The 26,577-nt window shown below is 67.4% G+C and carries 24 protein-coding genes and 3 pseudogenes; 11 read left to right on the forward strand and 16 right to left on the reverse strand.

Going from position 1 to position 26,577, the window contains the following annotated elements; genetic code table 11:
- Window positions 1-808 precede the first annotated feature (808 nt).
- Complete coding sequence (locus tag BCD48_RS13455) at window positions 809-1,669, reverse strand: NAD(P)H-binding protein (RefSeq protein WP_071048706.1); 861 nt, start codon at window positions 1,667-1,669, stop codon at window positions 809-811.
- 168 nt (window positions 1,670-1,837) lie between these two features.
- On the opposite strand from BCD48_RS13455, the gene BCD48_RS13460 reads away from it, so the two are divergent.
- The 3 genes and pseudogenes from BCD48_RS13460 to BCD48_RS56545 all read left to right on the forward strand — a co-directional run bounded on the left by BCD48_RS13460 (window position 1,838) and on the right by BCD48_RS56545 (window position 2,852).
- Window positions 1,838-2,302 carry a winged helix-turn-helix transcriptional regulator gene (locus BCD48_RS13460; RefSeq protein WP_083418577.1) on the forward strand — a complete coding sequence of 155 codons (465 nt, stop codon included), beginning with the start codon at window positions 1,838-1,840 and terminating at the stop codon, window positions 2,300-2,302.
- Between the two features lie 200 nt (window positions 2,303-2,502).
- Window positions 2,503-2,571: pseudogene (locus BCD48_RS56540) on the forward strand (NADP oxidoreductase); the annotation flags it as partial.
- Between the two features lie 104 nt (window positions 2,572-2,675).
- Window positions 2,676-2,852, forward strand: a complete 177-nt coding sequence (locus tag BCD48_RS56545; protein ID WP_241841701.1) for a hypothetical protein — start codon at window positions 2,676-2,678, stop codon at window positions 2,850-2,852.
- A gap of 70 nt (window positions 2,853-2,922) precedes the next feature.
- On the opposite strand, the gene BCD48_RS13465 is transcribed toward BCD48_RS56545, so the two are convergent.
- Window positions 2,923-3,867, reverse strand: coding sequence for a glycoside hydrolase family 5 protein (locus tag BCD48_RS13465; RefSeq protein WP_274536522.1), 945 nt, complete (start codon window positions 3,865-3,867; stop codon window positions 2,923-2,925).
- Between BCD48_RS13465 and BCD48_RS13470 the strand changes: the two genes are divergently transcribed.
- Window positions 3,845-4,144, forward strand: coding sequence for a hypothetical protein (locus tag BCD48_RS13470; RefSeq protein ID WP_131803970.1), 300 nt, complete (start codon window positions 3,845-3,847; stop codon window positions 4,142-4,144). The genes BCD48_RS13465 and BCD48_RS13470 overlap by 23 nt on opposite strands.
- Window positions 4,145-4,438: 294 nt before the next feature.
- On the opposite strand, the pseudogene BCD48_RS13475 reads toward BCD48_RS13470, so the two are convergent.
- Window positions 4,439-4,753: pseudogene (locus tag BCD48_RS13475) on the reverse strand (integrase); the annotation flags it as partial.
- A gap of 94 nt (window positions 4,754-4,847) precedes the next feature.
- Here BCD48_RS13475 and uppS point away from each other — a divergent pair.
- Window positions 4,848-5,624 (forward strand): polyprenyl diphosphate synthase, encoded by a 777-nt coding sequence (gene uppS / locus BCD48_RS13480; protein ID WP_071048709.1) that lies wholly within the window; start codon window positions 4,848-4,850, stop codon window positions 5,622-5,624.
- Between the two features lie 370 nt (window positions 5,625-5,994).
- Here uppS and BCD48_RS13485 read toward each other — a convergent pair whose 3' ends face one another.
- From BCD48_RS13485 to BCD48_RS13495, 3 genes are all read right to left on the reverse strand, one after another.
- Window positions 5,995-7,227 carry a sensor domain-containing phosphodiesterase gene (locus BCD48_RS13485; RefSeq protein WP_071048710.1) on the reverse strand — a complete coding sequence of 411 codons (1,233 nt, stop codon included), beginning with the start codon at window positions 7,225-7,227 and terminating at the stop codon, window positions 5,995-5,997.
- A gap of 137 nt (window positions 7,228-7,364) precedes the next feature.
- Window positions 7,365-8,576, reverse strand: coding sequence for a cytochrome P450 (locus BCD48_RS13490; protein ID WP_071048711.1), 1,212 nt, complete (start codon window positions 8,574-8,576; stop codon window positions 7,365-7,367).
- A 351-nt stretch (window positions 8,577-8,927) separates the two neighbouring features.
- Entirely contained in the window at window positions 8,928-9,608 is a 681-nt protein-coding gene (locus tag BCD48_RS13495; protein ID WP_083418579.1) for a class I SAM-dependent methyltransferase, read from the reverse strand.
- A gap of 46 nt (window positions 9,609-9,654) precedes the next feature.
- Here BCD48_RS13495 and BCD48_RS13500 point away from each other — a divergent pair, with 46 nt between their 5' ends.
- Window positions 9,655-10,098 carry a MerR family transcriptional regulator gene (locus BCD48_RS13500; RefSeq protein WP_071048712.1) on the forward strand — a complete coding sequence of 148 codons (444 nt, stop codon included), beginning with the start codon at window positions 9,655-9,657 and terminating at the stop codon, window positions 10,096-10,098.
- Window positions 10,099-10,382: 284 nt separating this feature from the next.
- Here the strand turns inward: BCD48_RS13500 and BCD48_RS52205 are convergent, their stop codons facing one another.
- The 7 genes and pseudogenes from BCD48_RS52205 to BCD48_RS53490 form a co-directional block, all read right to left on the reverse strand.
- The gene (locus BCD48_RS52205; protein WP_071048713.1) at window positions 10,383-11,516 is read right to left on the reverse strand and encodes a GNAT family N-acetyltransferase; all 1,134 of its coding nucleotides are present in this window, start codon (window positions 11,514-11,516) and stop codon (window positions 10,383-10,385) included.
- Between the two features lie 13 nt (window positions 11,517-11,529).
- Complete coding sequence (locus tag BCD48_RS51230; RefSeq protein WP_157910491.1) at window positions 11,530-11,682, reverse strand: hypothetical protein; 153 nt, start codon at window positions 11,680-11,682, stop codon at window positions 11,530-11,532.
- 748 nt (window positions 11,683-12,430) lie between these two features.
- Window positions 12,431-13,093, reverse strand: coding sequence for a hypothetical protein (locus tag BCD48_RS50630; protein ID WP_131803972.1), 663 nt, complete (start codon window positions 13,091-13,093; stop codon window positions 12,431-12,433).
- A gap of 41 nt (window positions 13,094-13,134) precedes the next feature.
- Complete coding sequence (locus BCD48_RS13515; RefSeq protein ID WP_157910492.1) at window positions 13,135-14,565, reverse strand: flavin-containing monooxygenase; 1,431 nt, start codon at window positions 14,563-14,565, stop codon at window positions 13,135-13,137.
- 365 nt (window positions 14,566-14,930) lie between these two features.
- Window positions 14,931-15,671 (reverse strand): UbiA family prenyltransferase, encoded by a 741-nt coding sequence (locus tag BCD48_RS13520; RefSeq protein ID WP_071048715.1) that lies wholly within the window; start codon window positions 15,669-15,671, stop codon window positions 14,931-14,933.
- A 29-nt stretch (window positions 15,672-15,700) separates the two neighbouring features.
- On the reverse strand, window positions 15,701-16,390 hold the full coding sequence (locus BCD48_RS13525; protein WP_071048716.1) for a class I SAM-dependent methyltransferase: 690 nt from the start codon (window positions 16,388-16,390) through the stop codon (window positions 15,701-15,703).
- Between the two features lie 404 nt (window positions 16,391-16,794).
- Window positions 16,795-17,072, reverse strand: a pseudogene (locus BCD48_RS53490) (IS66-like element ISFsp11 family transposase); the annotation flags it as partial.
- 119 nt (window positions 17,073-17,191) lie between these two features.
- Between BCD48_RS53490 and BCD48_RS13530 the strand changes: the two are divergent.
- From BCD48_RS13530 to BCD48_RS13550, 5 genes are all read left to right on the forward strand, one after another.
- Window positions 17,192-19,492 (forward strand): LuxR C-terminal-related transcriptional regulator, encoded by a 2,301-nt coding sequence (locus tag BCD48_RS13530; protein WP_071048717.1) that lies wholly within the window; start codon window positions 17,192-17,194, stop codon window positions 19,490-19,492.
- A gap of 492 nt (window positions 19,493-19,984) precedes the next feature.
- Window positions 19,985-20,950 (forward strand): D-lactate dehydrogenase VanH, encoded by a 966-nt coding sequence (gene vanH / locus BCD48_RS13535; protein WP_071048718.1) that lies wholly within the window; start codon window positions 19,985-19,987, stop codon window positions 20,948-20,950.
- The gene (gene vanA / locus BCD48_RS13540) at window positions 20,938-21,978 is read left to right on the forward strand and encodes a D-alanine--(R)-lactate ligase (RefSeq protein ID WP_071048719.1); all 1,041 of its coding nucleotides are present in this window, start codon (window positions 20,938-20,940) and stop codon (window positions 21,976-21,978) included. Before vanH ends, vanA begins: the two co-directional genes overlap by 13 nt.
- Window positions 21,975-22,583, forward strand: a complete 609-nt coding sequence (gene vanX, locus BCD48_RS13545; RefSeq protein ID WP_071048720.1) for a D-Ala-D-Ala dipeptidase VanX — start codon at window positions 21,975-21,977, stop codon at window positions 22,581-22,583. Before vanA ends, vanX begins: the two co-directional genes overlap by 4 nt.
- Before the next feature lie 214 nt (window positions 22,584-22,797).
- Window positions 22,798-23,907: a UDP-N-acetylglucosamine--N-acetylmuramyl-(pentapeptide) pyrophosphoryl-undecaprenol N-acetylglucosamine transferase gene (locus BCD48_RS13550; RefSeq protein ID WP_071048721.1), complete on the forward strand. Its 1,110-nt coding sequence runs from the start codon at window positions 22,798-22,800 to the stop codon at window positions 23,905-23,907.
- Window positions 23,908-24,061: 154 nt separating this feature from the next.
- Here BCD48_RS13550 and BCD48_RS13555 read toward each other — a convergent pair whose 3' ends face one another.
- The 3 genes from BCD48_RS13555 to BCD48_RS13565 form a co-directional block, all read right to left on the reverse strand.
- Window positions 24,062-25,153, reverse strand: coding sequence for a sensor histidine kinase (locus BCD48_RS13555; RefSeq protein ID WP_274536523.1), 1,092 nt, complete (start codon window positions 25,151-25,153; stop codon window positions 24,062-24,064).
- Between the two features lie 10 nt (window positions 25,154-25,163).
- Window positions 25,164-25,859, reverse strand: a complete 696-nt coding sequence (locus BCD48_RS13560; RefSeq protein WP_083418582.1) for a response regulator transcription factor — start codon at window positions 25,857-25,859, stop codon at window positions 25,164-25,166.
- A gap of 229 nt (window positions 25,860-26,088) precedes the next feature.
- Window positions 26,089-26,577, reverse strand: a 489-nt coding sequence (locus BCD48_RS13565; RefSeq protein ID WP_131803974.1) for a C40 family peptidase, incomplete at its 5' end; no start/stop codon positions are given.

Below are 26,577 nucleotides of genomic sequence, written 5' to 3' on the forward strand. Positions count from 1 at the left end.
TGCTCGCCCGCCTCGGCGCACCACACGACCATTTCCGCGGGATCTACCGGACGCCCTCCGAAAAGACAGTCCGCATGCTCCTGAAGACGATCGACAGACGAGTCCAGTATGTGCCGCAATGTCGGCGTGCCACATGCTTTGTGCCGCAAGTGGCGCACCTGACACTGAGTTCCTATCGACGAAGTCCCTGGCGACCGCGAGCCAGGTCCGTTCGGGCACCGGCTCCGGCTGGGGCAGGGCACGCCGCTCGGAGACCGGCAGTCCGGTTTCGATGTCGAACGCCTCGCCCTTGCGCACGGCTGTGAGAATCTCGGCGCGACGTGACTCGGCGGCCGCCTTCGACGGGAAGCTGCGGGTGTTGGAGCTGGGCCGGCCCGCGACCTGCCAGCGGGCCTGCCAGCTGGAACCGTTCTTCAGGCGCATCTCGCGGACGGACCAGACTCGCACGTCGAACGTGGTTGGCCGTTCCTCCCCCTCCGGCGGGTGCGAGTGGTGCGAGTGGCAACCGGGGAGCCGACAATCTCACCTCGCTGCTCGGCGGGCTGAGCGCTCGAGGCCCTGCTCCGTTAGCGGCACAGCCAGAGCGCCCTCTGGGGCATACGGAAGGCCGGCCCGGTGGAAAGGAGTCGCTCACACGTCGCCTTCACCGGCTACCAGAACGAGGTCTGGTCTGCGCACTGGAGACAGCCGCGGCTGCATGGCCGGTGTCTGGCGGACCACGCCAGCGATCCGGTGGTCCGCGCGGGTCTGGAGCACGGCCCGGAGGCGGCTTGCTGGCTGCCTGGCGGACGGACGTCAGGCGGCTCGATTACGCCTGCGCGGTGCGGATGGCTTCGGCCAACGGGGTGCTCGGGCGGCCGAGGAGGGTTTCGAGGTCCGTGGAAGGGAGGTCCAGCTCGCCGCGGGCGATGGCCGCGTCCAAGCCGGCGACGAACGCGGCGAGACCCTCGTCGAGGTCTGCGTGCTCGTGGAGCGTCGCGGCGAAATCTACCTCGGACATGTCCTGGTAGAGGACGGTCGTGCTAGTCACATCGGTGATCGTCGCAGCGAGCTCGGCCATCGTGAACGCGGTGCCGCCGAGCTCGTAGACGTTGCCAACGTGGCCGTCCGCGGTGAGGACGGCCACCGCGGCCGCGGCGTAGTCAGCGATCGTCGCGGCGGCGATCTTCCCGCCGGCAGCGGCACCGACGATCACTCCCGTCGCCAGGTAGCGGGCCAGGTCGCGCGTGTAGTTCTCGGTGTACCAGCTGTTGCGCAGGAAGGTGTACGGCAGGCCGGACTCCTTGATCACGGCCTCGGTGGCCTTGTGCTCGACCGCGAGGCTGATCGTGCTCGTGTCGGCCCGGGCGATGCTGGTGTAGGCGATCCGGGAGACCCCGGCGGCTTTGGCGGCTTCGACGACGTTCGTGTGCTGGGCGGTCCGCTTGCCGACTTCGCTGCCCGAGACGAGGAGCAGCGCATCGACGCCGGTGAGGGCGGCTACCAGCGTCTCCGGCCGGTCGTAGTCGCCAAGCCGGATCTCTACCTCGCGCGCGGCGATCCCGGCGGCGCGCTCGGGGGAGCGAGCGAGACCGACGACGTCGGACGGCTTGACGCCAGCGGCTAGCAGCCCGTCGATGACCTGCAGGCCGAGGTGGCCGGTGATCCCGGTGACTGCGATCGATCCCATGGTGACTCCAGCGTCTGTGGTTGGGGCTTGGCGGTGGCGCTCGTTCTCCCAGGCCACGGTCCGGCGTCTGCCGTCGGGGCGACCTAGGGTTAGTGCTTGCAACGCCACAGCGCTAACTATTTCATAGTGCTATCGATCCTAAAGGAGCGGGGTCGTATCCTGGAAACCATGGCAACCGTGGGGACCTCGGCTGACGACGCGACGCGGGACGCCGTCGATCAGGTGGCCCGATCAAGCGTCCACGTTGGTGAGCCCGCGATCAGCGACGAGCTCGTCAGCGACGTGTTCAACCGCGCGTGCCCATCCCGGCGGGCCATGGAGGACGTGGCCGGCAAGTGGGGGATCCTCGCGATGCTCGCGCTCGGCGAGGGCTCCTACCGCTTCAACGCGCTGCGTCGGCGGGTTGACGGCGTCAGCGAGAAGATGCTCTCCCAGACGCTGCAGGTGCTGGAACGTAATGGCATGGTCGTGCGGTCGGTGGTGACGACGATCCCGCCGCGGGTCGAGTACACGCTGACCCCCCTCGGCACCCAGGTCGCCGAGCGGCTGCGCGCTCTCGCCGACCTCTTCGAGGGCTCCCTGGACGAGATCAAGCGCGCCCGCGCCACGTACGACACCGTCCGCGCCACCTGACACCCCCAACCACTCTGAGCTCCGGTCGCTGCAGGTCACGGGCGTGGCCAGGCTTCCTGAGTCGGAGACCTTGGGCTGAGCACTCCCTCTGATTGGTCCCGATCGCAGGCTGGGCCGTGGCGGTGTTGTTCACCCGACACCATGAACCGGAGCTGGCGGGTCGGGGAATGTCGCGCGGCGGAGGGGTCATTGGCGTGGGCATGACAACGATCGGACTGATCGGAAGCGGGAACATCGGCTTGACGGTGGCCCGGCTGGCGGTGGCGGCGGGCTACGACGTGGTGGTGAGCAACTCCCACGGTCCCGAGACGTTGGCCGGGCTGCCGCGAAGGCCACGATCACCGCGTTCCTCGACGACCTCGGCTACGACACGGTGGACGCCGGCCCGCTTGCCGAGGGCTGGCGGTTCCAGCGCGACACCGCCGCCTACGCCGGGCTCTACTTCGGACCTGGCGGCAGCGGCGGCGACGCGGGAGTACCCGTCGATGCCGCCACCCTGCACGCCGCGCTCGCCACCGCCCGCCGCTACATCGCCGGAACGGCCGGCTGAACCCGCCGCGCCGGGCCTCCGCTGCGTCAGGCCGCGGGCGACGCGGCCGACGACGCCGTCCAGTGGCTCATCACCGGACGGAGGCTAGGTGAGCGCGCAAGCCTTCGCCGTAGGCGGTCGGCGTGCCCGAGTAGTCCTTGATCAACGCTGGGAAACGTCCGCAGTCGAAGGTGTTCCAGGCCCACCCCAGGTAGCTGTCGCCGTGGCTGTCGAGCCAGTTCATCGTCTGGTCGCTGAAATCGTGGTTGCAGTCGGTATCCCCGAACTCACCAGCGACTAGCGGGACGGTCGCCGACACTGGCGCGATCTGGGTGTCGAAACAGGACAGCGTCGCGCACCCGCCGAAGTCGTACATGTGCCAGCCGGCGGCCAGGTTGCCGGTCGGGTCCGCGGGCTTGTTCGCCAACCAGCCGGTGAGGTCGCCACCCCATCCGTTGCCGGTCGCGAGGACGATGTTCGTCGCTCCCGTGCCACGCACCGCATCGATCAGGTCCTGCATCCCGGCCACCTGGTAACCGGTGCCGCAGTCGCCGCCGTCGCGCCAACAGGCCCACGAAATGTCGTGCGGCTCGTTGTAAAGGTCGAACAGGACGGACGAGTTGCCCTTGAACGTGGTGGCGACCGACCGCCAGAAGTCGGGTGCGTGGTCGGCGTCGGCCATCTGCTGCTGGCCGGTGGCCTTCGCCGTTCCCGGAGCGGACCAGTGCAGGTCGAGGACCGCGGCCATGCCGTGCGCGTTCAGCCGGCCGACATAGTCGACGATCGCCTGCCGGTACACCTGGCCGGAGTACTGCGCGGGCGCGCCGTTGATCCCAAGCCAGCACGTCTCGTTCAGCGGGACCCGCACGACGTCGGCCTTCCAGGAGGCGATGGCCGCCACCGAGGCGTCGTCGCTAGGCCCGTCGAACAGCCCCCAACCCTGGATGCAGGCGTACTCGGTACCGGACCGGTCCACCCCGAGCAGCCGAACCGGCGACCCTGAGGTGTCGACGATGGAAGTGCCGGAGACCCGCAACCCGCTTACGGTCCCGGTGTCCGCGGCGGAAGCCGAGGGCGTGGCGGTCGAGGTGGACGGGGGCGCGGTAGGTGACGGACTGCTGGAGAAGGTCGTCGAGGTAGGGACGCCCGGTGTCGTCGGCACCGCGGAGGTGACGGTCGGGTTCGGCGTGATGACGGGCCCGGATGAGCCAGGTGCGACCGGCTCGCAGCCGGCGACCGCCACCACGGCGGCGCACGCGATTCCGAGCACCCAGGCTGGCCGGACCGACGGGCGGCGGCGCACCGCCCGGTGATCTTGGGTGCGTGCGGCCGACGTTCGTCTCATCTGTCGCTCCTGGGAGTCCTGTCAGTTTCGACGGATACGGGCCCCCCAGCCACGAGTCCCACAGAGCCGGTCGCTAGGCCGGACAAAATTGTTACCAATCGTATAAAACACCCAAAGCGACGTCCAGTCCACCCCTCCGTCGGATCGATCCACCGGACACGTGTAGCGTGCCAGAACTCGATCAAGGGCCGTGACCTGCGGTTTCGCTGGTCGGTCAGGCGGCGCGGTGGTATTGTTGATCACGCCTCCGAGGACCTTGTGGCGGCGGATCGGCCCGTCGGGTGGCGTGACGGTGGTAGGTCCAGCGTCGACGGACCAGGCGGCGATGCCAGGCCAGCAGCGTCGCCGGGGTCACCAGCCGGTGTGACCGGACCTCGCGGGGCAACAACCGGGCCAGCGCGGCCAGGAGGGCGCGGTCGGACCAGGTGAACCGAGGCCGACCGACCTGGCGGCGCAGCACCGCCAACTCCTGGCGCAGCACCAGCAGCTCCGCCGTCCGCGCCGCATCGCTGCGCGTCAGCAGGATGAGCCAGCCGAACACTCGGACCATGAACAGGTACATCAGCCGCACCACCATGAGCCACGATCCTGTATCGAGCTCCGCGGCAGCGAAGTTGCAGGTCAACGACCGAAATCGAGTTCTGGCACGGTACAGGGCATAGATTCAGGCTGTGCCAATACGCGATCTTGCCTACACCGTGTACGCCCGTCGGCTCCGCGCGTCGCTCAAGGGAGCCGAGCTACCGAGGCACGTCGGCCTGATCATGGACGGCAACCGCCGCTGGGCCCGCCAGATGGGGATGGCCAATCCCAGTCTCGGCCACAAGTTCGGCGCCGACCATGTCGAGGACGTGCTGTCGTGGTGCGAGGCGGCCGGGATCAAGCACGTGACCGTCTTCGTCTGCTCCACCGAGAACCTGGCCCACCGCGAGGATGCCGAGATCGCGTTCCTCATGCGGGTCATCGAGCAGGTTGTCTCCGACAAGATCGCGACTCCCGATCCGGCGTGGCAGATGCACATCGCGGGGCTGCTCGACGCGCTGCCGGACAGCACGGCCCGCGCGCTCAAGAACGCCGAGGAGGTCACCCGATCCTGCTCGACGGGGGCGCACGTCACCCTCGCCGTGGGGTACGGCGGCCGGCAGGAGGTCGTCGACGCGTTCCGGGCCCTCCTGCACGAGCAGGCCGAGACGGGCGGCTCGCTGGCCGACCTGGCCGAGACCGTCACCGCCGAGGACGTCGCCCGCCACCTCTACACGGCCGGCCAGCCCGACCCCGACCTGGTCATCCGCACCAGCGGCGAGCAGCGCATGTCGAACTTCCTGCTCTGGCAGAGCGCGTACTCCGAGCTGTACTTCTGCGAGGCGTACTGGCCCGCGTTCCGCGAGATCGACTTCCTGCGGGCGCTGCGCAGCTACGCCGCCCGTGGCCGTCGCCACGGCGCCTGACCTGGTGGCTTTCCGGCGGCCTGCCGGCTCTGCCGACGGCTCGCCGTCCGGTGCCACCGCCGGCGCGCGAAACCTCCAGGTGGACGACGCGCTGCGCGAGCAGCTCATCGTCGCGTGGGTCGACGGGCATGACGGGCCGGACGGTCTACCAGTTCCGCCCCATCGAACTGCAACGCCTGTAGGACTCTGTTGTCTTATTGCTGGGCGCTGAGGTCGCGTCTCCCGCGTGGTGATCGTGGAGGATGGCGCGGTGCGGCTGTCCCTGACCCTGGCCGCAGGAGGAGTCGGCCGATGTCGATGCAGCCGCATCCGTGGCCGCGGGTTCCTGGTCCTCCGCTACGCACGTCGCGGGCCGTGAGCTGCGCCGTCGTCAGGACTGCATGCCGACATCGCAGCGCCTCGGTAGTGGGAGCTGCCCGGGGTGGCCGAGGTAGAAGCCCTGGACCTGGTCGACGCCGAGGTCGGCGAGAACGGCGAGTTCGGCGGCGGTTTCCACCCCCTCGGCTAGGACCTGCGCGTCGATCTCGCGCGCGAACTGGACCAGGGCGCTGGCGAGGGCGCGGCGGGTGGGATCCGTGTCGATCTTCCAGGTCAGTTCCCGGTCCATCTTGAGGATGTCGGGAGCCAACTGCAGCAGCCGGTTCAGCTCGGCGTTGGCGACACCGACGTCGTCGACCGCGATCCGCGCTCCCAGCCGTCGCAGATCGTCGAGCGCGGCGCGCATCGCCGGGTAGTCCTGGATGCGCTCGTGTTCGGTGACCTCGATGACGACCCGGTGGGCCGGCACGTCGGCCACGGCGTCGCGGACCCGGCCGGAGGCAACCACCGTCGGGGAGGCGTTCACGGCCAGCCACAGGTGGTCCGGTAGGAGAGGCAACGCGGCGAACGCCTTTGCGATCGCGGCGAGTTCGAGGTCGGTGCGCAGGCCGACGGAGGCGGCGGCGGTGAACCACGCCTCCGGGCCGCCGGACCCGGGCGGGAACCGCGCCAGCGCCTCCGCCCCGGTGACCTCCCGGGTGGGGACGGCGACAATCGGCTGGAAGAGCATGGTTGGGCGGTCGTGGATCGCCCTGCTGATCCGCTGGACCAGCAGGTCACGGTCCTCGCGCTCGCGGGTGAGGTAGGAGACGAACCGGGCGAGCACCTCGGCCAGCAGCGTCAGGAAACGCCCGTCGCGGTTGGACAGGCCCGGTTCGGCGTGGTGGCTCAGGCAGCACAGCATGCCGTAGACGCGCCCGTCCTCGAGCACGACCGGAGCGCCGACATAGGCCCCGATGTCGAACTCGTGGGTCAGCAAAAGAGCAGCGGTGCGCTCGTCCGCCCGCGCGTTGGGGATGACCGGTGGGAGGCGTCCGTCCAGAACCCGCGAACAGTACGAGTCGGCGTAGCAAGTGGTGGAACCGGGGCCGAGTCCGAAGGACTCCGCGTCGCCGTGCAGAGCTTCGATGATCTGGAGGTCGGGGGTGAACCGGGACAGCCAGGACAGATCCATCTGCAGATGGCGCCGCGCCAGCGACAGCAGCCAGGACACCGCCTCGTCCGGATCGAGGACAGCCCTGCGGCCACTGCGCTCCCCGTTCACACGAGCATCAGCCTCGGCCACAGCAGATCCCTCCGCACCCCGCTCGCGTCTAGTGTTCCCCGCCTACCCCGACCGACCCGGATGTCCGACCACGAACCTGGGCGGATACGCCGACCTTGGCCCGGACCCGGGTCCGTGCCACCAGCCTGAGGGTGCTGTCAGCGGGGGCGTACCTCCAGCGGCAGTCTGGCGACGCCGACCATCGTCCAGGGGTCGCGGTGGCGGACCGGCGGGTCCGTGGCGACGGCGATGTCGCGATAGCGGTCCAGCAGGATGCCGAGGGCGATGTTCGCCTCGAGCCGGGCCAGCGGGGCGCCCAGGCAGAAGTGAATGCCGTGTCCAAAGGTGAGGTGCGGGTTCGGCCGGCGGTGAAGGTCGAACCGCTCCGGGTCGGCGAACACCCGCTCGTCCCGGTTCGCCGCCGTGAGCCAGGCGACAACCAGCTCTCCCGCCGGGATGACGGTCCCACCGACGGCCGCGTCGATGGCAGCCCGCCGGGCCAGCCGGGGGAACGGCGTGCGCAGCCGCAGCGTCTCCTCGACCGCCGCGGGCAGCAGCGTGCGGTCGGCGCGTACCTGGGCCGCGGCGTCGGGATGCTCGTCGAGGCACAGGACGGTGTTACCGAGCGTCGCGGTGGTGGTGATGTGCCCGGCGATCAGCAGCAGCCCGACGAAGCCGACGATCTCCTCGTCCGCCAGCCGCTCGCCGTCCACCTCCGCCGCCACCAGCCGGCTGGTGAGGTCGTCGGCCGGGCGGGACCGGGCCGCTCGGATGCGGTCGAGCAGGTAGGTGTTCATCTCCCGGACCGTCGGCGCGGCCTCGCGCACCGTCTGTTCGGCGAGCCGGGGCAGGGACTTGTCCGGCCCGGTGTCCACCCGGTCGAACAGATCGTCGACCCAGCGGCGGAACATCGGCCGGTCGGCGGCCGGGAGGCCGAGCAGCTCCGCGATCACGATCACCGGCAGCGGGTACGCAAGCTCGTCGATCAGGTCGAGCCGGTCGCCGTCGCGCTCATCGGCCGCGTCGAGCAGCTCGGCCGTCACCGCGGCGATCCGCGGCGCCAGCCCGGCGACCGTCCGGGAGGTGAACACCCGGCTCACCAGGCCGCGCAGCCGGTCGTGCCGGGGCGGGTCCATCCGGACGAAGTTCCCGCGCGCGAACAGGTCCAGGTCCTGCTGCCGGGGCATGAGGTCACCGAGGTCGGAGGAGAACGTCAGGTGATCGGCCAGGACCGCGCTGACCTCCGGGTGCCCGAGCACCTGCCAGCACCGCTGCCGGTCGTCGTGATGCACCTGCCCCTGCTGCCGCGACCGTTCCAGCCAGGCCACCAGACCCGGCAGGGACCGCTCCAGCACCTCGGTTCCGGCCACACGATCACCACCCACCCACGGCCGCGGTCGCCCCGCCGAGACCGCATCGCTCGCCACCTCCAGGCGGGCCACGTCCTCGTCGTCCCCCGCCGGGCCGCCGCCCAACCCGCGGCAGCGAGCCACGCCCCGCGGCAGGACAGGGTGCCGGCGCAAGCCGGCATGATCACTGATCTGGTGTTTTGCGGTGGTGTGATCGTCGTCAGACCACCACCCGAGGAACGCCCCCATACTCACAGTTACGTCTGCGGAGACGGTGCATGCCGGTCGCCTCGAGGAGCCGCGGTTAGACGGCGGCGGCGAGCTCCGTGAACGTGGCTCAGCCGAATGACGGACACCGGCGACGATCAGCGTTCAGCTCGTCGCGGTGAAGACGTCCAGCGTGGGCAGCTGGGCGCGGCGGACGTCGGTGAACCGTGCGCGCAGGGCCCTCTCGACGCGCGCCAGGACGCTGGACGGAAGGATGAGTGGGCGTGCGTGCCGGGGTGGGGTGGTGCCGCCGTGCCAGGCGATGGTCACGGTGCCGCCGGGCCGCACGACGCGGTGCAGCTCGGTCACGCCGGCGTCGAGGTCGGGCCAGATCGCGACGTTGTTGACCGTGACGACCCGGTCGACGGCGCGGTCGGGCAGACCGGTCCGGTCCGCCCGGCCGAGCCGTAGGTCGACCCGGCCGGCGCGGACGGCGACACGGTTGCGGCGGGTCGCGGCGGCGCGCATGCCGGCGCTCGGGTCGACACCGATGATCTTCGCTGCCTCCGTGCGCTCGGCGAGGAGCCGGATGAGGCCACCGGGACCGTATCCGACCTCGAGTACGGTCTGGCCGGACCTGACGTCGATGTGATCCGCCACCTCGTCCTGCCGATTCATCCAGATCATCAACCGGCCCGCGAGCCGACCGCGCCATCCGGCGGGACGGGCGAAGACCGACTCGGACGGGCCACCGAGCACCCAGGAGTAGTCGTCCGGCGGCGGCCCGGCCGAGGGGCTAATACCTGTGGTGGTGGTCGTGGGGGCGGTGGTGTTGGTGTTCCGCATGAGATCGAGGCTGGCGGTTCAAGCTGGGTTGAAGTCAAATACCGTCATGGAGATGATGTCCATCGGCGAGACCGCGGCCCGGTTCGGGCTAAACGCCTCGGCGCTGCGCTACTGGGACGAGCGCGGGCTGGTCCGGCCAGCCGCCAGGCGAGACGGCCGCCGGATGTATGGGCCGGCGGAGCTGCGCCGGATCGCGCTGATCCAGATCCTGCAGCAGGTGGGCGTCGGGCTCACCACCGCCGCGGCCGTGTTGGACGAGCCCGGCGGGGAGTGGCGCCAGGTGGTCCGGGACCAGATCGCCGAGCTGGACCGGCTCATCGAGCGGGCGACGCTGGCCAAGGAGCTGCTTGCCCACGCGCTCGCCTGCCCCACCGAGCGCCCCACCCGCGAGTGCGCGACGATGCTCGGCCTGCTTGACAAGCGCGTCGCCGGTGCCTCGTTCGAGCAACTCGTCGCCGACCACGGCCACCAGCCAGCATGCGCCCCATAGGCAGCCCGCTGGATCCCCGAATGGCTCTGACGCCCCTGTGTTGCCAGATGGCCGGGACGACCGGTGGGCCTGTGCGCGGGATGGCGTTCTAGGGCACTAATGCATCGAGCCAAGCCAGGTGATCTTGATCGTAGACTTTCTTGCAGCCTGTCCGCGCAGTACAAACGGATCAGCGCGGCCTGCAACAGTGCCACGGCTGGCCGAGTGCGTTAATGCGACGGACCCGCCTCGTCGGCCGGCACCGCCGAGGGCAGCCTCGTCTCGGTGTCGGTCGTCGGGGCCGGTTATCGTTGCCGGTCAGCCGCGGTGAACTGCGTCGTTCCGAGGACGGTGAGTAGTTCCAGCTGTTGTGCCGCCTGGCCGCCGACGCGGGGTGTACCAGACGAGGCGGTGGCGACCGTCTTCGCTGAGCATTCCGGTGCATTGCAGGTCGATGAGCCCGAGGGTGGGGTGCAGCACCTGGTGTGGACCGGGTGGTCGGGAGCGAGCGCGCGGAACAGCGCGTTCGCCCGCGCCTTGGACTCGTACCGGCCGACGGCCGCCAGCACTCCGGGCGGGGCCGGGACGATCGCCTCGAACGCCGGCGTGCGGCCCCACGGCAGGACGAGCTCCTCCCCGGCGACGATGCGGGCAAGCAGCTCCGGACGGTTCTGGATCGCCGTCGACATTCGGCCGCCCGGCGCGAGCCCGGTGAGGCACTCGACCTGGTCGTCCCAGCCGAGCACGGCGGCGACCTCGCGCAACCACCAGTCCCCGACTGCGTGGGGCAGCAGAACCATCGCGGGACTTGAACCGCAGAATGTGGCCAGGCACGAATAGTGGTCGGGCTCGACACTGCCGCGTGTCCCGGTGAACTGGCTGTTGAACTCGGCGACGTTGCCGACCTGGACGGTGCGCCTACCGCCGCTCCAGGCCACCGACCACGACGGCTCCGGCCGGATCGGCCAGGCGAGGAACACAGGCAGAGCATCCCCCGGCTCGCCATCGGTGCCCCATGAGCGCCCTGGTTGCGTGGGCTCCGCTCCCATGGCTAGGTAGAAGCCACCGGCGTGCGGATCGGACCTGATCGTCACCTGGGCGAATCCCACCTGGCCGGCCTGCGCCAGAACCTCCTGCCACAGCAGGCGTCCCACCCCGGTGCCGATCACCCGGGGTTCGACGAAGAGCAGGCCCAGCTCGCCGTGTGGCGGCTCGCCTTCCAGCGTTGCCACGCCCAGCAGCGAGCCATCTCGTTCCGCGACGACCGTCCGCCGGGCTATCACATCCTCGGGCGCGATCCGTAACTCGTTCCGGCAGGCAGCCAGGAACGCCTCGTCGTATCCCCACGACGCCTTGGACCGCATTACCAGGTCGCTCAGAACGCCGGCCTCGCCCGGCCTCGCCGCCCGCAGCCGGATGCCTCCGTCTGGTCTCATCATCCGACAACGCGTCTCAGGTCAGCAAACCGGCCTCGGCCGCCCATGCGGCGAAGCCTCCCGGCGGGAAGGGGAGGTGGTACTCGCCAGAGATCAGGGCGCCGGCGAGCATGGAAACCAGTGTCGCCGACCACCACACCGGAGCTGCCAGACGATCCACTGCGCCCACGCCTCGTCCTCGGGCGCGTACGACACGAACACGTCCCAGCCCGGCTCGACCCGTGCGCGCGGCCCACCCCCGTCGGCCATACGATGATCCTCCCACCGCGAGTCAGCTTGGCCAGCCTTCGTTGGAGAAGATCGAGATATTCTTGGGATACCACAATTTCACGCGCCTCGAACCCGCGACATGATCAGCCAGTTCGACGGTCAGGCCGCGACTGCGATGCCCTCTGGTATCCGGATGGCGGCTTCACGCTGCCGAGATAATCCAGGACCGCCAAGCGGCTGCAGTCAAACCAAAGGAAGCGCACCAGCATTTAGACTCGCGGGAATCCGAGCGTTCACCGAATCCGAAGCGGATGGCGATTGGCCCGAACGATCGTTACCGGCGCCTCGGCGAGCGCCCGCGGTGCGAAACCATGGCCGGCGCTCCGACCCGGTCCCGCCAATCTGGAGAAACTGAGGACAGGACAACCACGCATACCGAGCCCCTGATAAGCCGTCACGTGATCTTCACGGTGGCCACATAGTAGCTCAAGATCCACGCGGATGCGACGGCTTCACCACATTCGGTGACATCGCTGGCGGGGATACTGACGCATGGAGCGGCCAGGAACGCGACGGCTGCATCCCTCACGCGCAGGACTCGTCGTCTATGACGTGGACCGGACCTGCCCGCGACACACCCCAGCCAAGTTCACCGCCAGGGTACATGATCGTCGCGCATCTTCTGCATCCCTTCAGGGCGGTCGACGTTATAGGTCTGTATTTTGGGCCCGCCGCGCGCCGTCTGGCGGAAGTGAACCAAAGAAGAATTTCTCCTGGACATAGGCTACGGGCGTGTCATTTCGGCACAACAACGCCTGCGTGGCGATCGCGTGGCCATGGGAAGTGTGGCCATACCCGCCGTCGTTCGAAATCGTCATTGCGAGCATCCGACGCTGGATTCCCTCCGCCTGTAGAGCCCGACCAAGAGACACGTCCGTGGCGGTGAGCGTGGCGCGCTCCCGCGTGGTCACCCGGTCGAGCAGCACGGTCGAGAATGCGAAGCCTACGCTCTCACCCTCGACATGCATCCGGATCCTGCGGTGCTGGACACATGCGTTGTCGACGCAACGAAGTAGTACCGCGAGTCCAGGCGAATGGTGTTCTCGACCGAGTGCCCTTACCGGGTACGACGAGTCCTCCTGTATCAATCGAACCGCGCGATCCATGATCTCAACGGTGATCTCCCGTCCATACCATTGCGCCAGGATCTCCGTTGCCAGCAGCGCTGAATCCCGCAGTAGATCCGCCGGCCGTGGCGCGTGACGGCAACCGGCTGCCGTGTCCTGCCGAGTCTCCCGTCGGGCCGCCTCGTCATCCCCAACGGTGTTGATCACCTTTTCGAGCGGGTCGACATGCACACGATCAATCACGGGCAGCTTTCTTCCGCTTGATCTTCCAGCTCACATCGAAGTCACTCTGCGTGACATGACGGCCCGGATCGCGTTGGCGGCATTTCGGTGCATCCGGGCTTAGCCTGGGCGAGCTCGCCCATAATTTCTCGCCGGAATGCGTGATAGTCGACTTCGATCGCGTGCCGGGGCGACGGATCGGGCCGAGAATGCGCGTGCGCGACTTCGCGGCGGATGCGCGTATCGATGTCGGACGGGCGTCTCACCCGCCCGCTGATCTGCAGCGCCGCGAGGCGTGCCTGGTAGTCGGCGAGCTGCCAGATGCAGCCGATCGGCTGGAACAGGCCGATGAAGAAAAGGCTGGGTATCGTCGGATGCATCATCTTCAGATAGAGTGGCGGCGTCTTGGCCCTGTCCCAGCCGGCGATCCGCTCGGACAGGAACGGGAAGCTCGTGCGAAAGCCGGTTCCCATGATGATGGCGTCGAATTCTTCCTGTGTGCCGTCGGTGAAGTGGACAATGTTTCCGTCATAGCGCTCGATGCCGCGGCGCGCGACGAGCCGGCCATCGCGTAGCGCGTCGAGTACGCTGGAATTCAAGGTCGGGTGTTTCGCGAGCGGCGCTTTGGTCGGGGTCTGTAGACCGTATTCTTCCCATCTGCCGATCACGAGCCGCAGCCAAAGCTTCAGTGCCGACTGGAGTAGCGGTTTTGGAATCTTGCCGTGCCAGAACTCATAGAGGACGTCCATCGGCTTCCCGGACATGAGTTTCGGAATGAAGTAGGTCCCCTCGCGCATGCTGAGCGCGGCCCGCGAGGCGAGGTGGGCGACGTCGACGGCAATATCAGCGGCCGAGTTTCCTGCGCCGACCACGAGCACGCGCTGGCCGCGGAACGGCTCGGGGCGCTTGTAGGCCGAGGAGTGAACGATCTTGCCTGTGAACGTGCCCGGGTATTCAGGCACGAGCGCTTCGCGGTGGTGGCCGGAGCAGACCAGCAAGCTGTCGAAAAGTTCAACCCTTGTTTCGCCGTTCGTGATGACACGCACCGCCCATCGGCCGTCGGCGCCGAGCGTGCATTGCTCGACATACGAACCGAGGCGGATGTGCGGCTCGAGCTGAAACGCTCTTGCATATTCGGTGAAGTAGGCAAGCAGCTGCCGGTGCGAAGGAAAGTCCGGGTATTCTTCCGGCATCGGAAAATCGGCGAACGATGACATGCGCCGGGACGAGATGATGTGCGAGCACTCGTAGACGCTGGCCCGATGGGGATCGTCGGTGTACGCCCAGTTGCCCCCTATGCCGCTGCTCTCGTCGTAGCAGACGACGTTGCGGCAGCCGACCTGAAGTAGGTTCTTCAGCGCGGTCAGACCGCAGGGGCCTGCGCCGATCACACAGATCCGCGTTTCGCCAGATGAATTCACGGCCTCGTGCGGGGTGCCGTCCTCAATCAGGTTCCGCTCGCGTGCCGCCGGGATCGCGCTCGCCGTCACCATTCCACTCGACGTCTCCAGCGGACACCAGTGGCGGCAACGGCGGCAACGGCGACAACGGCGGCAACGGCCAAAACCGTAGGTCGAACGGCAGCTCGCAAGGCGAGGCGCCGCGGCACTCGCCCGAGAACCGCCGCTCCTCCGCCGTGCACGCTGACAGAGACCCGCGGGCATTCGGGGAACATTGCGAGATACGCGGCCGTCCTTCTTGGTCCGCAGCCTGCTCCGCGGCGCCGCGGATCGCGCGACGGGCCGAGGCGACGATCTCGTTCAACCCGCGCGGACCGCGCGCGACCGGGGGAGCCCAACGTAGCGCGCGGCCAGGAGAATGTGCGCGAGGAGCGGCACGCGGCCATGGTGGTGGCCGATCAGATGCGGACGGCGACAAGGGTCGCGGCCAGCACGGCGGTCGCGAGCGAGAGGAGCCGCAGTCCGGTCTCGGCAGGAGCGGTGAGCCGCCTGGCGTCGAGCGGCTCCTTGCTCCCGTCGGCGAGCTCGAGCTCGCCGCGGACGGCGATCACCCGGCGTCGCACGTACCGCACGTGGTGCGAGAGCACGCGCTGGGCGAGCGAGAGCAGCACCGCAAAGACCGCGGCGAGCACAGTCACGGCTCGGATGTCGCCCGCGACGGCCGCGTAGCCGCAGAGCACGGGGAAGCCTCCCCACGCGAGCCCGAACCAGAGGTCGGAATGGAAGCGCCCGCCGGCGAGCTCGAGGTTGTACGCCAGCACCAGGAAGATCCCGAGGGGGATGAGGAGCGCGAGCCAGGCCTCGAAGGTATACGCGCCCAAGAGGCCGATCGTGCAGGCGCCCACGGTCGAGACGCCGGCGAGCGCGACGAGAACCCGATCAGGGATGTTGGTCCGTAGCGGTCGCCCGTTCAGCTCGTCGAGGGCGTGCGCGCCGACACCGACGGCGAGCGCGAACGCGGCGACGACGGCACCGAGTCTGTCCCAGGCAACGACGGGCGCGAGACAGCCGCCGATGACGACGTACGACAGGTGCCACGCCGTGTAAGGGGGATGGAGCAGCGTCACGTAGTCCCGCCAGCCGCCGTGCTCGAGCGCGTACCAGGCGGGACGGGAGACCGGCTGAACCTCCCGCGTCATGACGCCTTCGGCCGCACGATCGGGAGGGCTCACGTCTTCCGTCCCCAGATGACGGCGGCGCCGCCGAGGCTCAGCCGTTTCACCTCGACCCCGTGGAGGCCCGCCGCGTGCCACCACTCGAGCTGGTGCTCGAGCGGGTGGCGCTCCCAGAAGTCGCGGATCGAGCCACCGAGGAAGTCGCCGACCTCCCGCCAGCCGTTCCGGAGAAGGCGGCCGGCGAGCGGTAGCACCGCACGGACGTACAGATCCCACAGCGGGCGGGCGGCACCACTCGGGACGCCGAAGTCGAGCGAGGCGACGAAGCCACCCGGACGCACCACGCGCGCGAGCTCGGCCAGCGTCGCCGCGGGATCGGCGACGTAGCGAAGGAGGTACGTAACCGTGACGTGGTCGAAGCACTCGGAACCGAGCGGGAGCGCATCCGCCGAGGCATGGATCAGCTCGACCTCGTCGTCGAAGCGACGGCGCGCGACCGCGAGCATCTCGGGACTCTGATCGACTCCGGTCACTCCGAATCCCTGCCGCAGGAGTTCCGCCGCGACCAGCCCCGTCCCTGTCGCTACGTCGAGAACGTGACCGCCGCGCGGAAGGCACGAAACGAGGTAGCGGCGCCAGCGCGGGTCCTGTCCCAGCGAGAGCGTGGCGCCGACGCGGTCGTACGTCGGCCCGAGCGGTGCAAAAAGCGCGCGAGCTTGCTCTTCCAGGCTCCGTCCTGACATCCGTTCAATCACACCTTTTCGATCGTCGTGTCGGCTACCTGCCGGCAAACCTGCAATTTTGATCGGGTCACTGACTGAAGGCTGTCTACGTCGCAACCGCGCAACGCCTCGAGAGACGACTGAAAGCTGTTGCTGACCAAACAGCGCAGGACCGGACCGTCGATATCCACCTCGCTGAACCCTACGCACGCTTGGCCAGCGGGGGCACGGGCGCAGACGAAACTGACCTCGACTCGTTGTATCGGTGGCTCCGCGGTCACACTCGTCAGCCTAGGTGGCACACCGGGGCCGCCGACATCAGTGGAATTCGTGATGAGGTAGCTACTGTGGCCGGCCCGCGACGGTGTCCATTCAGGGGTGCACTCCTGAATGATGTTGGTTTAGGCGGTGATGGCGACGGGTTCGACGCTGGCGACCTCGTGCTCGAGGTCCGCGACCCGCTGGTGCGCCCGGTCCCGCTCGGCCCGCACCGCACCGCGCCCCGCTCCGCCTCGTGATGTACGGCCGTGTCCTCCACGACTCGCCGCAGCCGCTCATTCGTGGCAGCCAGCCGCTCGTTCACCACCCGGGTCTCGGCCTGCTCGGCCGCAAGCTCCTCGATCCGCGCCTCGGCCGCCGCGAGACGCGGCTCCCATGACGCGGACGGGTCAGCCGCGACCCTTGACCCTCCACGGCCAGCCACCGGGATCAAGCAACGAACGCGACGTGTCCCCGCAACGCAAACCCCAAGGCCAGCGGGCTACCGCCCCACCTCTGAATGGACACCCGCGACCGTGTTCCAGCGGTAAAATCCTTTCCACCATGGCCAGACCCTCGCGCCGTCCAGGTAACCTGCCGGCCGAAGCGACCAGCTTCATCGGCCGCCGCCGGGAGCTCGCCGAACTCAGGAAGAAACTCACCGAGGCCCGGCTGGTCAGCCTCATCGGGCCGGGCGGGGTCGGCAAGACCCGCCTGGCGATCCGGGCGGCGACCGACCTCGGACGGGGGTTCCCCGGCGGCGCCTGGTTGGTCGAGCTCGCTGAAGTCCGGGACCCCGCACTCGTCGGCAACGCCGTCATGGCGGCGCTGGACCTGCGGGACCAGGCCGCGTCCGAGCCGGTGGCCCTGCTGCTGTCATACCTGCGGGACAAGCAGCTGTTGCTGGTCGTGGACAACTGCGAGCACCTAATTGAAGCGGCCGCTCGGCTCGTGACCGAGGTCATGAGAGCCGCACCAGGCGTGCGGGTGATCGCCACCAGCCGGGAGCCGGTATCGATACCGGGTGAGCACGTGGTCCCCGTGCCGCCGCTGGACCTGCCGTCGGCTCACCCGCGGGTGTCTCTCCCGCAACTGCGACAGAACGAGGCGGTCATGCTGTTCGCCGAACGGGCGGCGGCTGGATCGGGCAGTTTCGAGTTGACCGCCGCGAACCAAACGGCCGTAGTCGATCTGTGCCGCCGGCTTGACGGGCTGCCGTTGGCGATCGAGCTGGCGGCGGTCCGGACCCGGGTCCTCACCGCGCAGCAGATCCTCGATCGCTTGACCGACCGGTTCGGCCTGCTCACCGGCGGCGGCCGGGCCGCCTTGCCGCGTCACCAGACGCTGCGGACCACCATCGACTGGAGCCACGACCTGTTGACGGCCGGCGAGCAGATCCTGCTGAGGCGGCTATGGGTGTTCGCGGGAAGGTTCACCCTCGACGACGTCGAGTCGGTTTGCACGTCCGACGACGTGCCGGCCGCACAGGTACTTGATTTGCTGTCGTCGCTTGTCGACAAATCCCTGGTGCTGAAGGAGGACGTCAAGGACATCGCGTGCTACCGGCTACACGAGACGATGCGCGAATATGCCGACCTCAAGGCAGGAGAAGCGGGTGAGGTGGCGGCCGTCGAACTACGCTGCGCCGACTACTACCGGTCGAGGTGCCTGCGCTCGCGGGCGGAAGCCCGGTACCGGCTCGTCGAATGGCTCGACTGGATGGACCTGGAGATCGACAACATCCGCTCTGTCCTTCAGCGATGCGTGGCCCACCAAGACAGCGAACGCGGACTGGATCTAGCCAGCTTGATAGGGTGGTACTGGATTACCCGTGCGACCAGCGAAGGCGTCTGGTGGCTCGATGAGCTGCTCGAGGCGGGAAGTGGCAGCCCGCAGGCCCCCGCCCTGGCCCACTTCCTCCGCGGATTCCTCGCCGTACTGCAGTCCGATCCGACGGCCGCCACGCCGGCGCTGGAACGAGCGGCGACAGCGGCTCAGGACGCAGGGCAGGTCAGCCTGCAGTCACAATCACTGTCCTTGGCATCCATCGCCCACCATATGGCCGGTAATCATGCATCGGCTAGCCGCTTGCTCGACGCGGCTCAAGCCATCACGACGACCCTTGGCGATTATCCCGCGACGATCGCGTTGCTGCAGGCTCGAGCGCTCGACGGTCTCATTGCGGGCAATCTCGACACGGTCAGATCGGCGTCCTCAGAAGGCGCGCATAGCAGCCGCCGAGCGGGCGACCTCTACAGTCACGAGATGATGCTTCTGAACCTCGGCCTCGCCGCTCTGATCGGCGGAGATCTCGACGAGTCAAAGCCGCTGTTCACAGAAGCGCTACGGATCGCCAGCCAGATCGATGACCGCGTGGCGCAGTACTGCCTACTCGACGCATTGGGCTGCCACGCTGCGGGTTCCGGCCAACCACGGCTCGCAGCCCGGCTGCTCGGGGCCGCCGAAACCGTGCAAACGGGCGTCGGCGCAACCGTCTTGCCATACCTAGCTCCATTGTTGGCCCATGCCAAAGAATCGGCCAGAGCCGCACTCGGAATACACACGTTCCAGACAGAGTTCGAGGCCGGACAACGCCTGAGCCGAGAAGACCCGATCCGCCTAGCGCTCGGCGAACCCACTCACGTTACCGCCGCGGCATCAGGTGATACCCGGACGCCGCCGCTCGGGAAACGGGAAGCCGAGGTCGCACACCTGGTCGTCGACGGACTGAGTAACAAACAGATCGGAGCGCGCCTGCTCATCTCCGAACACACCGTCGACAGCCACATCCGCAACATCCTGAACAAACTTGGATTCAACTCGCGCGCCCAGATCGCCGCCTGGATTGCGTCACCCGACCAGTAGCGGATGCTCGACCCCACTACATGAACGTCCGCTCATCGGCATGAGCGGTTGTGGGCGAACGAGTTTGTACGCGAAGGATCGCGTCGGCCTGAGAGCGCAGGAAGTCAGCCCAGGTGGTCGCTCCGGTCGGGCGCGGGGTCGATGCCTGCGGCGCGCAGGATCTCCCAAACGGTCGACGGAGCGACCTTGACAGTGGTCCCAGCTGTTCGGCGCGATGATTACAAGATCGATGTCGCTGGCCGCGCTGACCGCGGCCCAGGTGGGTGAGGGCGATGCGGCTCTACGAGCCCGAGGGTTCGTCCTCGACGATCAACACACGCATGCTCCCGCATGTTACCGGCCGGTAGCATATCGTCGGCATATCAAAAACCACATACGTGCTGGCAACACCACGCTGCCTTGACTGGAGGCATGACCCACAGCGAGCCAGCACGAACAGCGGCCCGCCGCACCCGATCGCCGGCGTCCCCGTCCTGCGCGGCCGCGCCAGAAATGGGAATCACAATCTATGGGTGCGGGCAGGACGAGGCCGTTTTGTTCCGGGAGCTGGCGCCTCGCTTCGGTGTTATGCCGACCCTCACGGAGGCGGCGGTATCCGAAGCAAACATTGACCTGGCGTTCGGAAACCGATGCATCAGCGTTGGTCATAAGACTCCGATCGCGAAGTCAATTCTTCGTGCGCTGAGTCGGGCCGGTGTAATGTATATCTCTACACGAAGCGTCGGATGCGACCATATCGATATGAAATACGCGGAGAGCGTCGGCGTCGCTGTCGGAAATGTCGCTTATTCGCCGGACAGCGTCGCTGACTACACACTGATGCTGATGCTGATGGCGGTTCGAAATGCGAAATCCATCATCCGCCGCGCGGATACCCGCGACTACAGGCTGAATGATGTGCGCGGGAAAGAACTGCGCGATCTGACGATCGGGGTGATCGGAACGGGACGCATTGGCACGGCGGTCATCGACAGGCTGCGGGGCTTTGCCTGCCGAATACTTACCTATGACAGTCATCCGAAAGCCTCTGGCCACCACGTTCCTCTCGCTGAATTGCTGCAGCAGAGCGACATCGTCACGCTCCATACCCCACTCAACGTGGACACACACCATCTCCTAAACCGTCGACGTATCGAGCAGATGAAGCGCGGCGCGTTCATCATCAATACTGGACGCGGTTCACTTCTCGATACCGAGGCTCTTATCGCAGCGTTGGAAAGCGGCAGATTGGGCGGCGCGGCGTTGGACGTCCTCGAAGGAGAAGAAGGAATATTCTACGCCGACTGCCGAGACAAACCCATTGAAGGCAAGTCGCTGTTGCGGCTACAACAACTGCCAAACGTGCTCATCAGTCCCCACACCGCCTATTACACAGACCATGCCCTGAGTGACACCGTCGAAAACAGCCTCATCAATTGCCTCGAGTTTGAGAAGGGGAAATCGGCATGGATAGGCTGAGGGTCGGGATCATATTTGGCGGCTGTTCTGAAGAACATCCCATCTCCGTCAAATCCGCACAAGAAGTCGCAAAGAACCTCGATGTCGAAAAGTATGAGCCGTTCTATATCGGGATTACGAAGAGCGGTGCCTGGAAGCTGTGTGACGGCCCTGACGCGGCCTGGGAAAACGGCAGTTGCCGTCCGGTTGTGCTGTCGCCGGACAGAAGCGTACACGGCTTGCTTGTCCTGGAGCAGGACCGATACAAGATGATCCGTCTGGATGTGGTGTTTCCCGTTCTGCATGGCAAATTTGGCGAGGACGGTGCGATGCAGGGTTTGTTGGAGCTCTCCGGCATTCCCTACGCAGGCTGCGATGTCCAAAGTTCGGCGCTGTGTATGGACAAATCCCTTGCCTACATCGTCGCCGGAAGCGCGGGAATTGCCACGCCGAAGTACTGGGCTGTCACGGCGAACGAAAAGATCGATCCCGATCGGCCTGCCTATCCCGTCTTTGTGAAGCCGGCCCGTTCGGGGTCTTCTTTCGGCGTCAGTAGGGTAGCCCGAAAAGAAGAACTGTTGAGTGCGGTGGAAACCGCGAGACAGTACGACTCGAAGGTGTTGATCGAAGAGGCCGTCGTCGGCAGCGAGGTGGGATGTGCGATACTAGGGGAACGATTTGGATTGGTCGCGGGCGAGGTGGACAGAATTTCTCTGTCCCATGGCTTCTTCAGAATCCATCAGGAGAGTGCGCCTGAAAGCGGTTCCGAAAACTCAACGGCCATCGTTCCCGCCGACATTTCGGCAGAGTCGCGCTCGCTCGTTCAGGAGACAGCGAAGGCCGTATATCGCGCCCTGGGATGCAGGGGGCTTGCGCGGGTGGATATGTTCCTGAAGGAAGACGGAACAGTAGTACTTAACGAGGTCAACACTCTGCCCGGTATGACCTCATACAGCCGTTACCCGAGGATGATGGCGGCCGCGGGGTTGCCACTTGCCGAAGTGATCGACCGGATTGTGTGGCTGACATTGCACGGGAAAAGACGATGAAAAACGACTTCGTCTTTGTGGACGAGTTTGTGCCCGGAATACGCTGGGATGCCAAGTACGCCACCTGGGACAACTTCACCGGCAAACCGGTGGACGGATATCAGGCAAATCGAATCGTCGGTACGAGGGCCCTGTGCGCGGCCCTGGAAAGAGCGCGAGAAAAGGCCGCATCCTCCGACTTCGGCCTGCTTCTTTGGGATGGTTATCGCCCGCAACGCGCTGTAGATTGTTTCCTGCGCTGGTCAGAACAGCCGGAGGATGGCCGGACTAAACCAAGACACTATCCGAATATTGACAGGCCCGAGATGTTCGAAAAGGGATATGTGGCCGCCAGGTCGGGCCACAGCCGGGGCGGCACAGTTGACCTGACGCTTTATCATCTGGCTACCGGTGAACTTGCTCAAATGGGCGGTGACCATGATCTGATGGATCCGATCTCACATCACGGCGCAAGAGGAATCACGCCAGTCGAAGCCAGAAATCGTCAGCACCTCCATTCCATCATGGAAGCCTGCGGATTTGATTCATACGATCACGAATGGTGGCACTACACACTGAAACACGAACCTTATCCAAACACTTATTTTGATTTTCCCATCACATAGTCGAGCCGGCCAGAGAGATTGCCAAGGCGTTGAACGCATTGATAGTGGACACAGTCATCGTCGGGGGCATGCTGACCTCCTTCCCCCGGCACGAGCCAGCCGCGGTGGGGGCGGCCCGCCGGGCGTACCGGCGGGCCCGGCCGGCGTCGGGGGCCGCGTCGACGCAGCGGGCCGGCGGTGGCCCGTGGCAGGGTGCTCCACGGCGGGGACAGGCGTGACGGCACCGCGCGTCGTTGTCGCCGGCGGCCATTCGGCCGGGCACATCGAGCCCACGATGAACTTCGCCGACGCGCTGCGCCGGCTGGAGCCCACGGCCGAGATCACGGCCCTCGGCACCGTCCGCGGCCTGGACACCACGCTCATCCCGGCCCGCGGCTACCCGCTCGAACTCATCCCGCCGGTGCCGCTGCCGCGCACACTGAACCGGGCCCTGCTGCAGACGCCGGGCAGGCTGCGCGACTCGGTGCTGGCGGCCGAGGCGGTGCTCGACCGCGTGCGGGCCGAGGTCGTGGTGGGCTTCGGCGGTTACGTGGCCGTGCCGGCCTACCTTGCCGCCCGCAGGCAGGGCCTGCCGATCGTCGTCCATGAGGCGAACGCCCGGCCCGGAGTGGCCAATCGACTGGCGGTCCGGATGACGACGCACGTGTTCACCGCCGCGCCGAGTGTCCGGCTGGCTCACGCCACCGCCATCGGGATCCCGCTGCGGCCGGCGATCACCGGGCTCGACCGACCCGCGCTGCGCGACGCGGCCCGGCAGCGGTTCGGCCTGCGACCCGACGGGCCGGTGCTGATGGTCACCGGCGGTTCGCAGGGCGCCCGGGCGATCAACGCCGCGGTGTCCGGCGCGGTCGAGGCGCTACGGGCGGCCGGCGTGCAGGTGCTGCACATCACCGGGCCGCAGTACGTGGTCGAGGTGCCGGACGGCGACCCCGCCGACCCGCCCTACGTCGTCATCCCCTACGTCGACGAGATGCAGTACGCCTACGCCGCGGCCGACTTCGCGATCTGCCGCTCGGGGGCGATGACGTGCGCCGAACTGGCCGCTGTCGGCCTGCCGGCCGCGTACGTCCCGCTGCCGCTGCGCGGCGGTGAGCAGCGGCTGAACGCCGAACCGGTCGTCGCGGCCGGCGGGGCACTGCTCGTCGACAACGCCGACCTCGACCCGGCCTGGATCGAGACCACCCTGATCCCGCTGCTCACCGATCCCGAGCGGATCGCGGCGATGTCGGCCCACGCGTCGGCGGCCGGCGCGCCCGACGCGGACGTCGTCCTGGCCCGGCACGTGCTCACCGCGGTCGCCGAGCGACGTAGGTTCGCCTCATGAGGGCCACGGCCGACCGCGCCGGCAACCGCCCGGAGGACTGGGAGGTTCCCGACCCGACCAACCAGCGGGCGGTGACACTCACGCCGCATGACACGCTGATCCAAAGGCCTTGACTATTCCCTCCCTCGGGGCCGTGCGGCAATTCCGCTGATCGTCATCTGCCAGTGTGCGATGGCGCGACGGGTAGTCGCACCGTGACGCGGAGCCCCCCAGCGGCCCGGGGGGTGAGGGTGAGAGTTCCGTCGTGTGCCTGGGTGATGCTTTTGACGATTGCCAGGCCGAGGCCGACACCTGCATGGTCACTACGTATGCGTTCGGTGCCGCGACGAAACGGCTCGACCAGCGTGGCAACTACCTGTGGGGTGAGCTTCTCGCCGGTGTTCTCGACAGTCAGCACCACACTCTTGGTGTGAACGCTGGTTGTGACGCACACGGTGCCATGTTCAGGGAGATTGTGGACGATCGCGTTGTGCACGAGGTTCGTCGTCATCTGCAGCAGTAACGCGTGTGAGCCGCTGGTGGGGGTGATGTCCCCGGACGTCTCGATGGTGACGCCGTGCTTTTCCGCGAAGGGGACGAGTGTTTCGGTGGCTTCTTCCGCTACGAGAGACAGGTCGACGTGTTCTCGGGCGAAGGATCGCTGGTTGGCGCGGCTGAGCAGGAGCAATGCCTCAGTGAGATCGATCGCTCGGGTGTTGACGACGTGGAGGCGGTCGACGAGTTCGCCGTTGTCGCGGCTCAGATCGTTGCGGGCCACGTCGAGCAGTGTCTGCATGATCGCCAGGGGGGTGCGCAGTTCGTGGGAGGCGTTGGCTGCGAATCTCTGCTGTTCGGCGACGTGTGCTTCGAGCCGCGCGAGCATCATGTCGAATGCGTCAGCGAGCTCGCGGAACTCATCTCTGTGGCCTGGTAGCCGGATTCGGTGGGAGAGCGATCCGTTCGCGGCCATGCGCGTGGCGTCTGTGATGCGAGTCAGGGGGGCGAGCATCCGGCCAGCGAGAAGCCACCCTCCCAGCAGACCGAACACCAGCAGGAACGCCATCACTGCGGCCGCCCTCGGAGCGAAAACGTGCAGGAGGCTGGACCGGATGGGAAAAACACCATGAAGGTCGGTGGTGGGGTCTGTGAGGAGCGCACGGTTGGGGACGTAGCGCAGAAGGAACAGCCACACGGCCGCGAGCAGCAAGGCACCCGCAAGCATGAGGAACCCGGCGTAGCTGAGGGTGAGTTTGAGGCGAATGCTCAAACCAGGTGCCCTATCCACGGTCTCCTCCCTCACGTCCGATGCCGGGTGCTGTGTCGATGCGATAGCCGACGCCGGCCACGGTGGCGATGACCCAGGGTTCACCCAGGCGTTTGCGTAGGGCTGAGACCGTGATGCGCACGGCGTTGGTGAACGGGTCCGCGTTCTCGTCCCACGCCCGTTCCAGTAGCTCTTCGGCGCTGACGACACCACCTTCGGCGGCGACGAGAACTTCGAGCACCGCGAACTGCTTCCTGGTCAGCGCGACATATCGGCCGTCCCGGTAGACCTCGCGGCGGAACGGATCGAGACGCAGGCCCGCGATCTCCCGCACGGGCGGCCTGCGGTGGGCGCGCCTGCGGTCGAGTGCTCTGAGCCTGAGGACGAGTTCTTGGAGTTCGAACGGTTTGGTGAGGTAGTCGTCGGCGCCAAGCTCGAACCCGGAGACCTTGTCGTCAAGCCGGTCGGCCGCGGTGAGCATCAGGATCGGCATGCCGCTGCCGGACGCGACGATGCTTTCGGCGATCTCGTCACCGGAGGGCCCGGGAATGTCGCGATCGAGGACGGCGATGTCGTAGGCGTTGACGCTCAGCAGCTCCAGAGCGGTGTCACCGTCACCGGCGATGTCGGCCGCGATCGCCTCCAGGCGAAGCCCGTCGCGGATGGCTTCCGCCATGTAGGGCTCGTCCTCGACGACCAACACACGCACGTTCTGGATGCTACGACCGGCGCATATCGTCGGCATACTGAAAACCACATACGTGCTGGCAACACCGCGCCGAGCCCCGGCCCCCGGGCCCGCCACGCGCCCGCCCCCGGCCCGCGGGCCGGCGCAGCCAGCCAGGCACCGTCCCCACCGGCCGGCCCAACCCCGCGGCGATCCGCCGCAACCCCAGCCCCCGGGCCTTCGCGACCAGCGCCGCCCCGATCACCTCGGCTTACAGGACGCGGCCGACGTAGTAGTTGCTGGTGTAGATCGGTTCGTACTTGACGACGTCGCCGCTCTGGGGAGCGGCCCACATGTAGCCGTTTCCGGCGTAGATGCCCATGTGGGTGATGTTGTCGGGGGTGCCGAAGAAGATCAGGTCGCCGGGTTGTTTGGCGGACTGCGGGACGTGGATCGTCGCGTTGTACTGCTGCTGGGCGGTGCGTGGCAGGTAGCGGCCCAGCTGCTTGTAGATGTACTGCGCGAAGCCGGAGCAGTCGAAGGCGTTGGGGCCGGTCGCGCCCCACACGTAGGGCTTGCCGGCCTGCAGGGACGCGAGGTAGACGGCCTTTTCGCCGATGGTGCTGCGGGGGATCGCCGTCGCGATGCCTCCCGGCCCGGAGCCCGGACCTGCCGTGGGGCTGCGGACGACGACGGTGGCGGCCTCCGCCGTCGAGGGGCGCAGCGCGGCGTCTCCGTCGAACACCGCGGTGATCGTGGT

The organism is Pseudofrankia coriaricola (assembly GCF_001854805.1).
Lineage (GTDB): Bacteria > Actinomycetota > Actinomycetes > Frankiales > Frankiaceae > Pseudofrankia.

Coding starts and splice junctions, on each gene's coding strand:
- BCD48_RS13520 (WP_071048715.1), bottom strand. CDS start 15,671: ATGACGCGGGAGGTTCAGCCGGTCTCCCGTCCCGCCTGGTACGCGCTC.
- BCD48_RS13460 (WP_083418577.1), top strand. CDS start 1,838: ATGGCAACCGTGGGGACCTCGGCTGACGACGCGACGCGGGACGCCGTC.
- vanH (WP_071048718.1), top strand. CDS start 19,985: ATGGGAATCACAATCTATGGGTGCGGGCAGGACGAGGCCGTTTTGTTC.
- BCD48_RS13530 (WP_071048717.1), top strand. CDS start 17,192: ATGGCCAGACCCTCGCGCCGTCCAGGTAACCTGCCGGCCGAAGCGACC.
- BCD48_RS13500 (WP_071048712.1), top strand. CDS start 9,655: ATGGAGATGATGTCCATCGGCGAGACCGCGGCCCGGTTCGGGCTAAAC.
- BCD48_RS13495 (WP_083418579.1), bottom strand. CDS start 9,608: ATGCGGAACACCAACACCACCGCCCCCACGACCACCACCACAGGTATT.
- BCD48_RS13515 (WP_157910492.1), bottom strand. CDS start 14,565: ATGGTGACGGCGAGCGCGATCCCGGCGGCACGCGAGCGGAACCTGATT.
- BCD48_RS13525 (WP_071048716.1), bottom strand. CDS start 16,390: ATGTCAGGACGGAGCCTGGAAGAGCAAGCTCGCGCGCTTTTTGCACCG.
- vanX (WP_071048720.1), top strand. CDS start 21,975: ATGAAAAACGACTTCGTCTTTGTGGACGAGTTTGTGCCCGGAATACGC.
- BCD48_RS52205 (WP_071048713.1), bottom strand. CDS start 11,516: ATGATGAGACCAGACGGAGGCATCCGGCTGCGGGCGGCGAGGCCGGGC.
- BCD48_RS13455 (WP_071048706.1), bottom strand. CDS start 1,669: ATGGGATCGATCGCAGTCACCGGGATCACCGGCCACCTCGGCCTGCAG.
- BCD48_RS13470 (WP_131803970.1), top strand. CDS start 3,845: ATGGAAGTGCCGGAGACCCGCAACCCGCTTACGGTCCCGGTGTCCGCG.
- vanA (WP_071048719.1), top strand. CDS start 20,938: ATGGATAGGCTGAGGGTCGGGATCATATTTGGCGGCTGTTCTGAAGAA.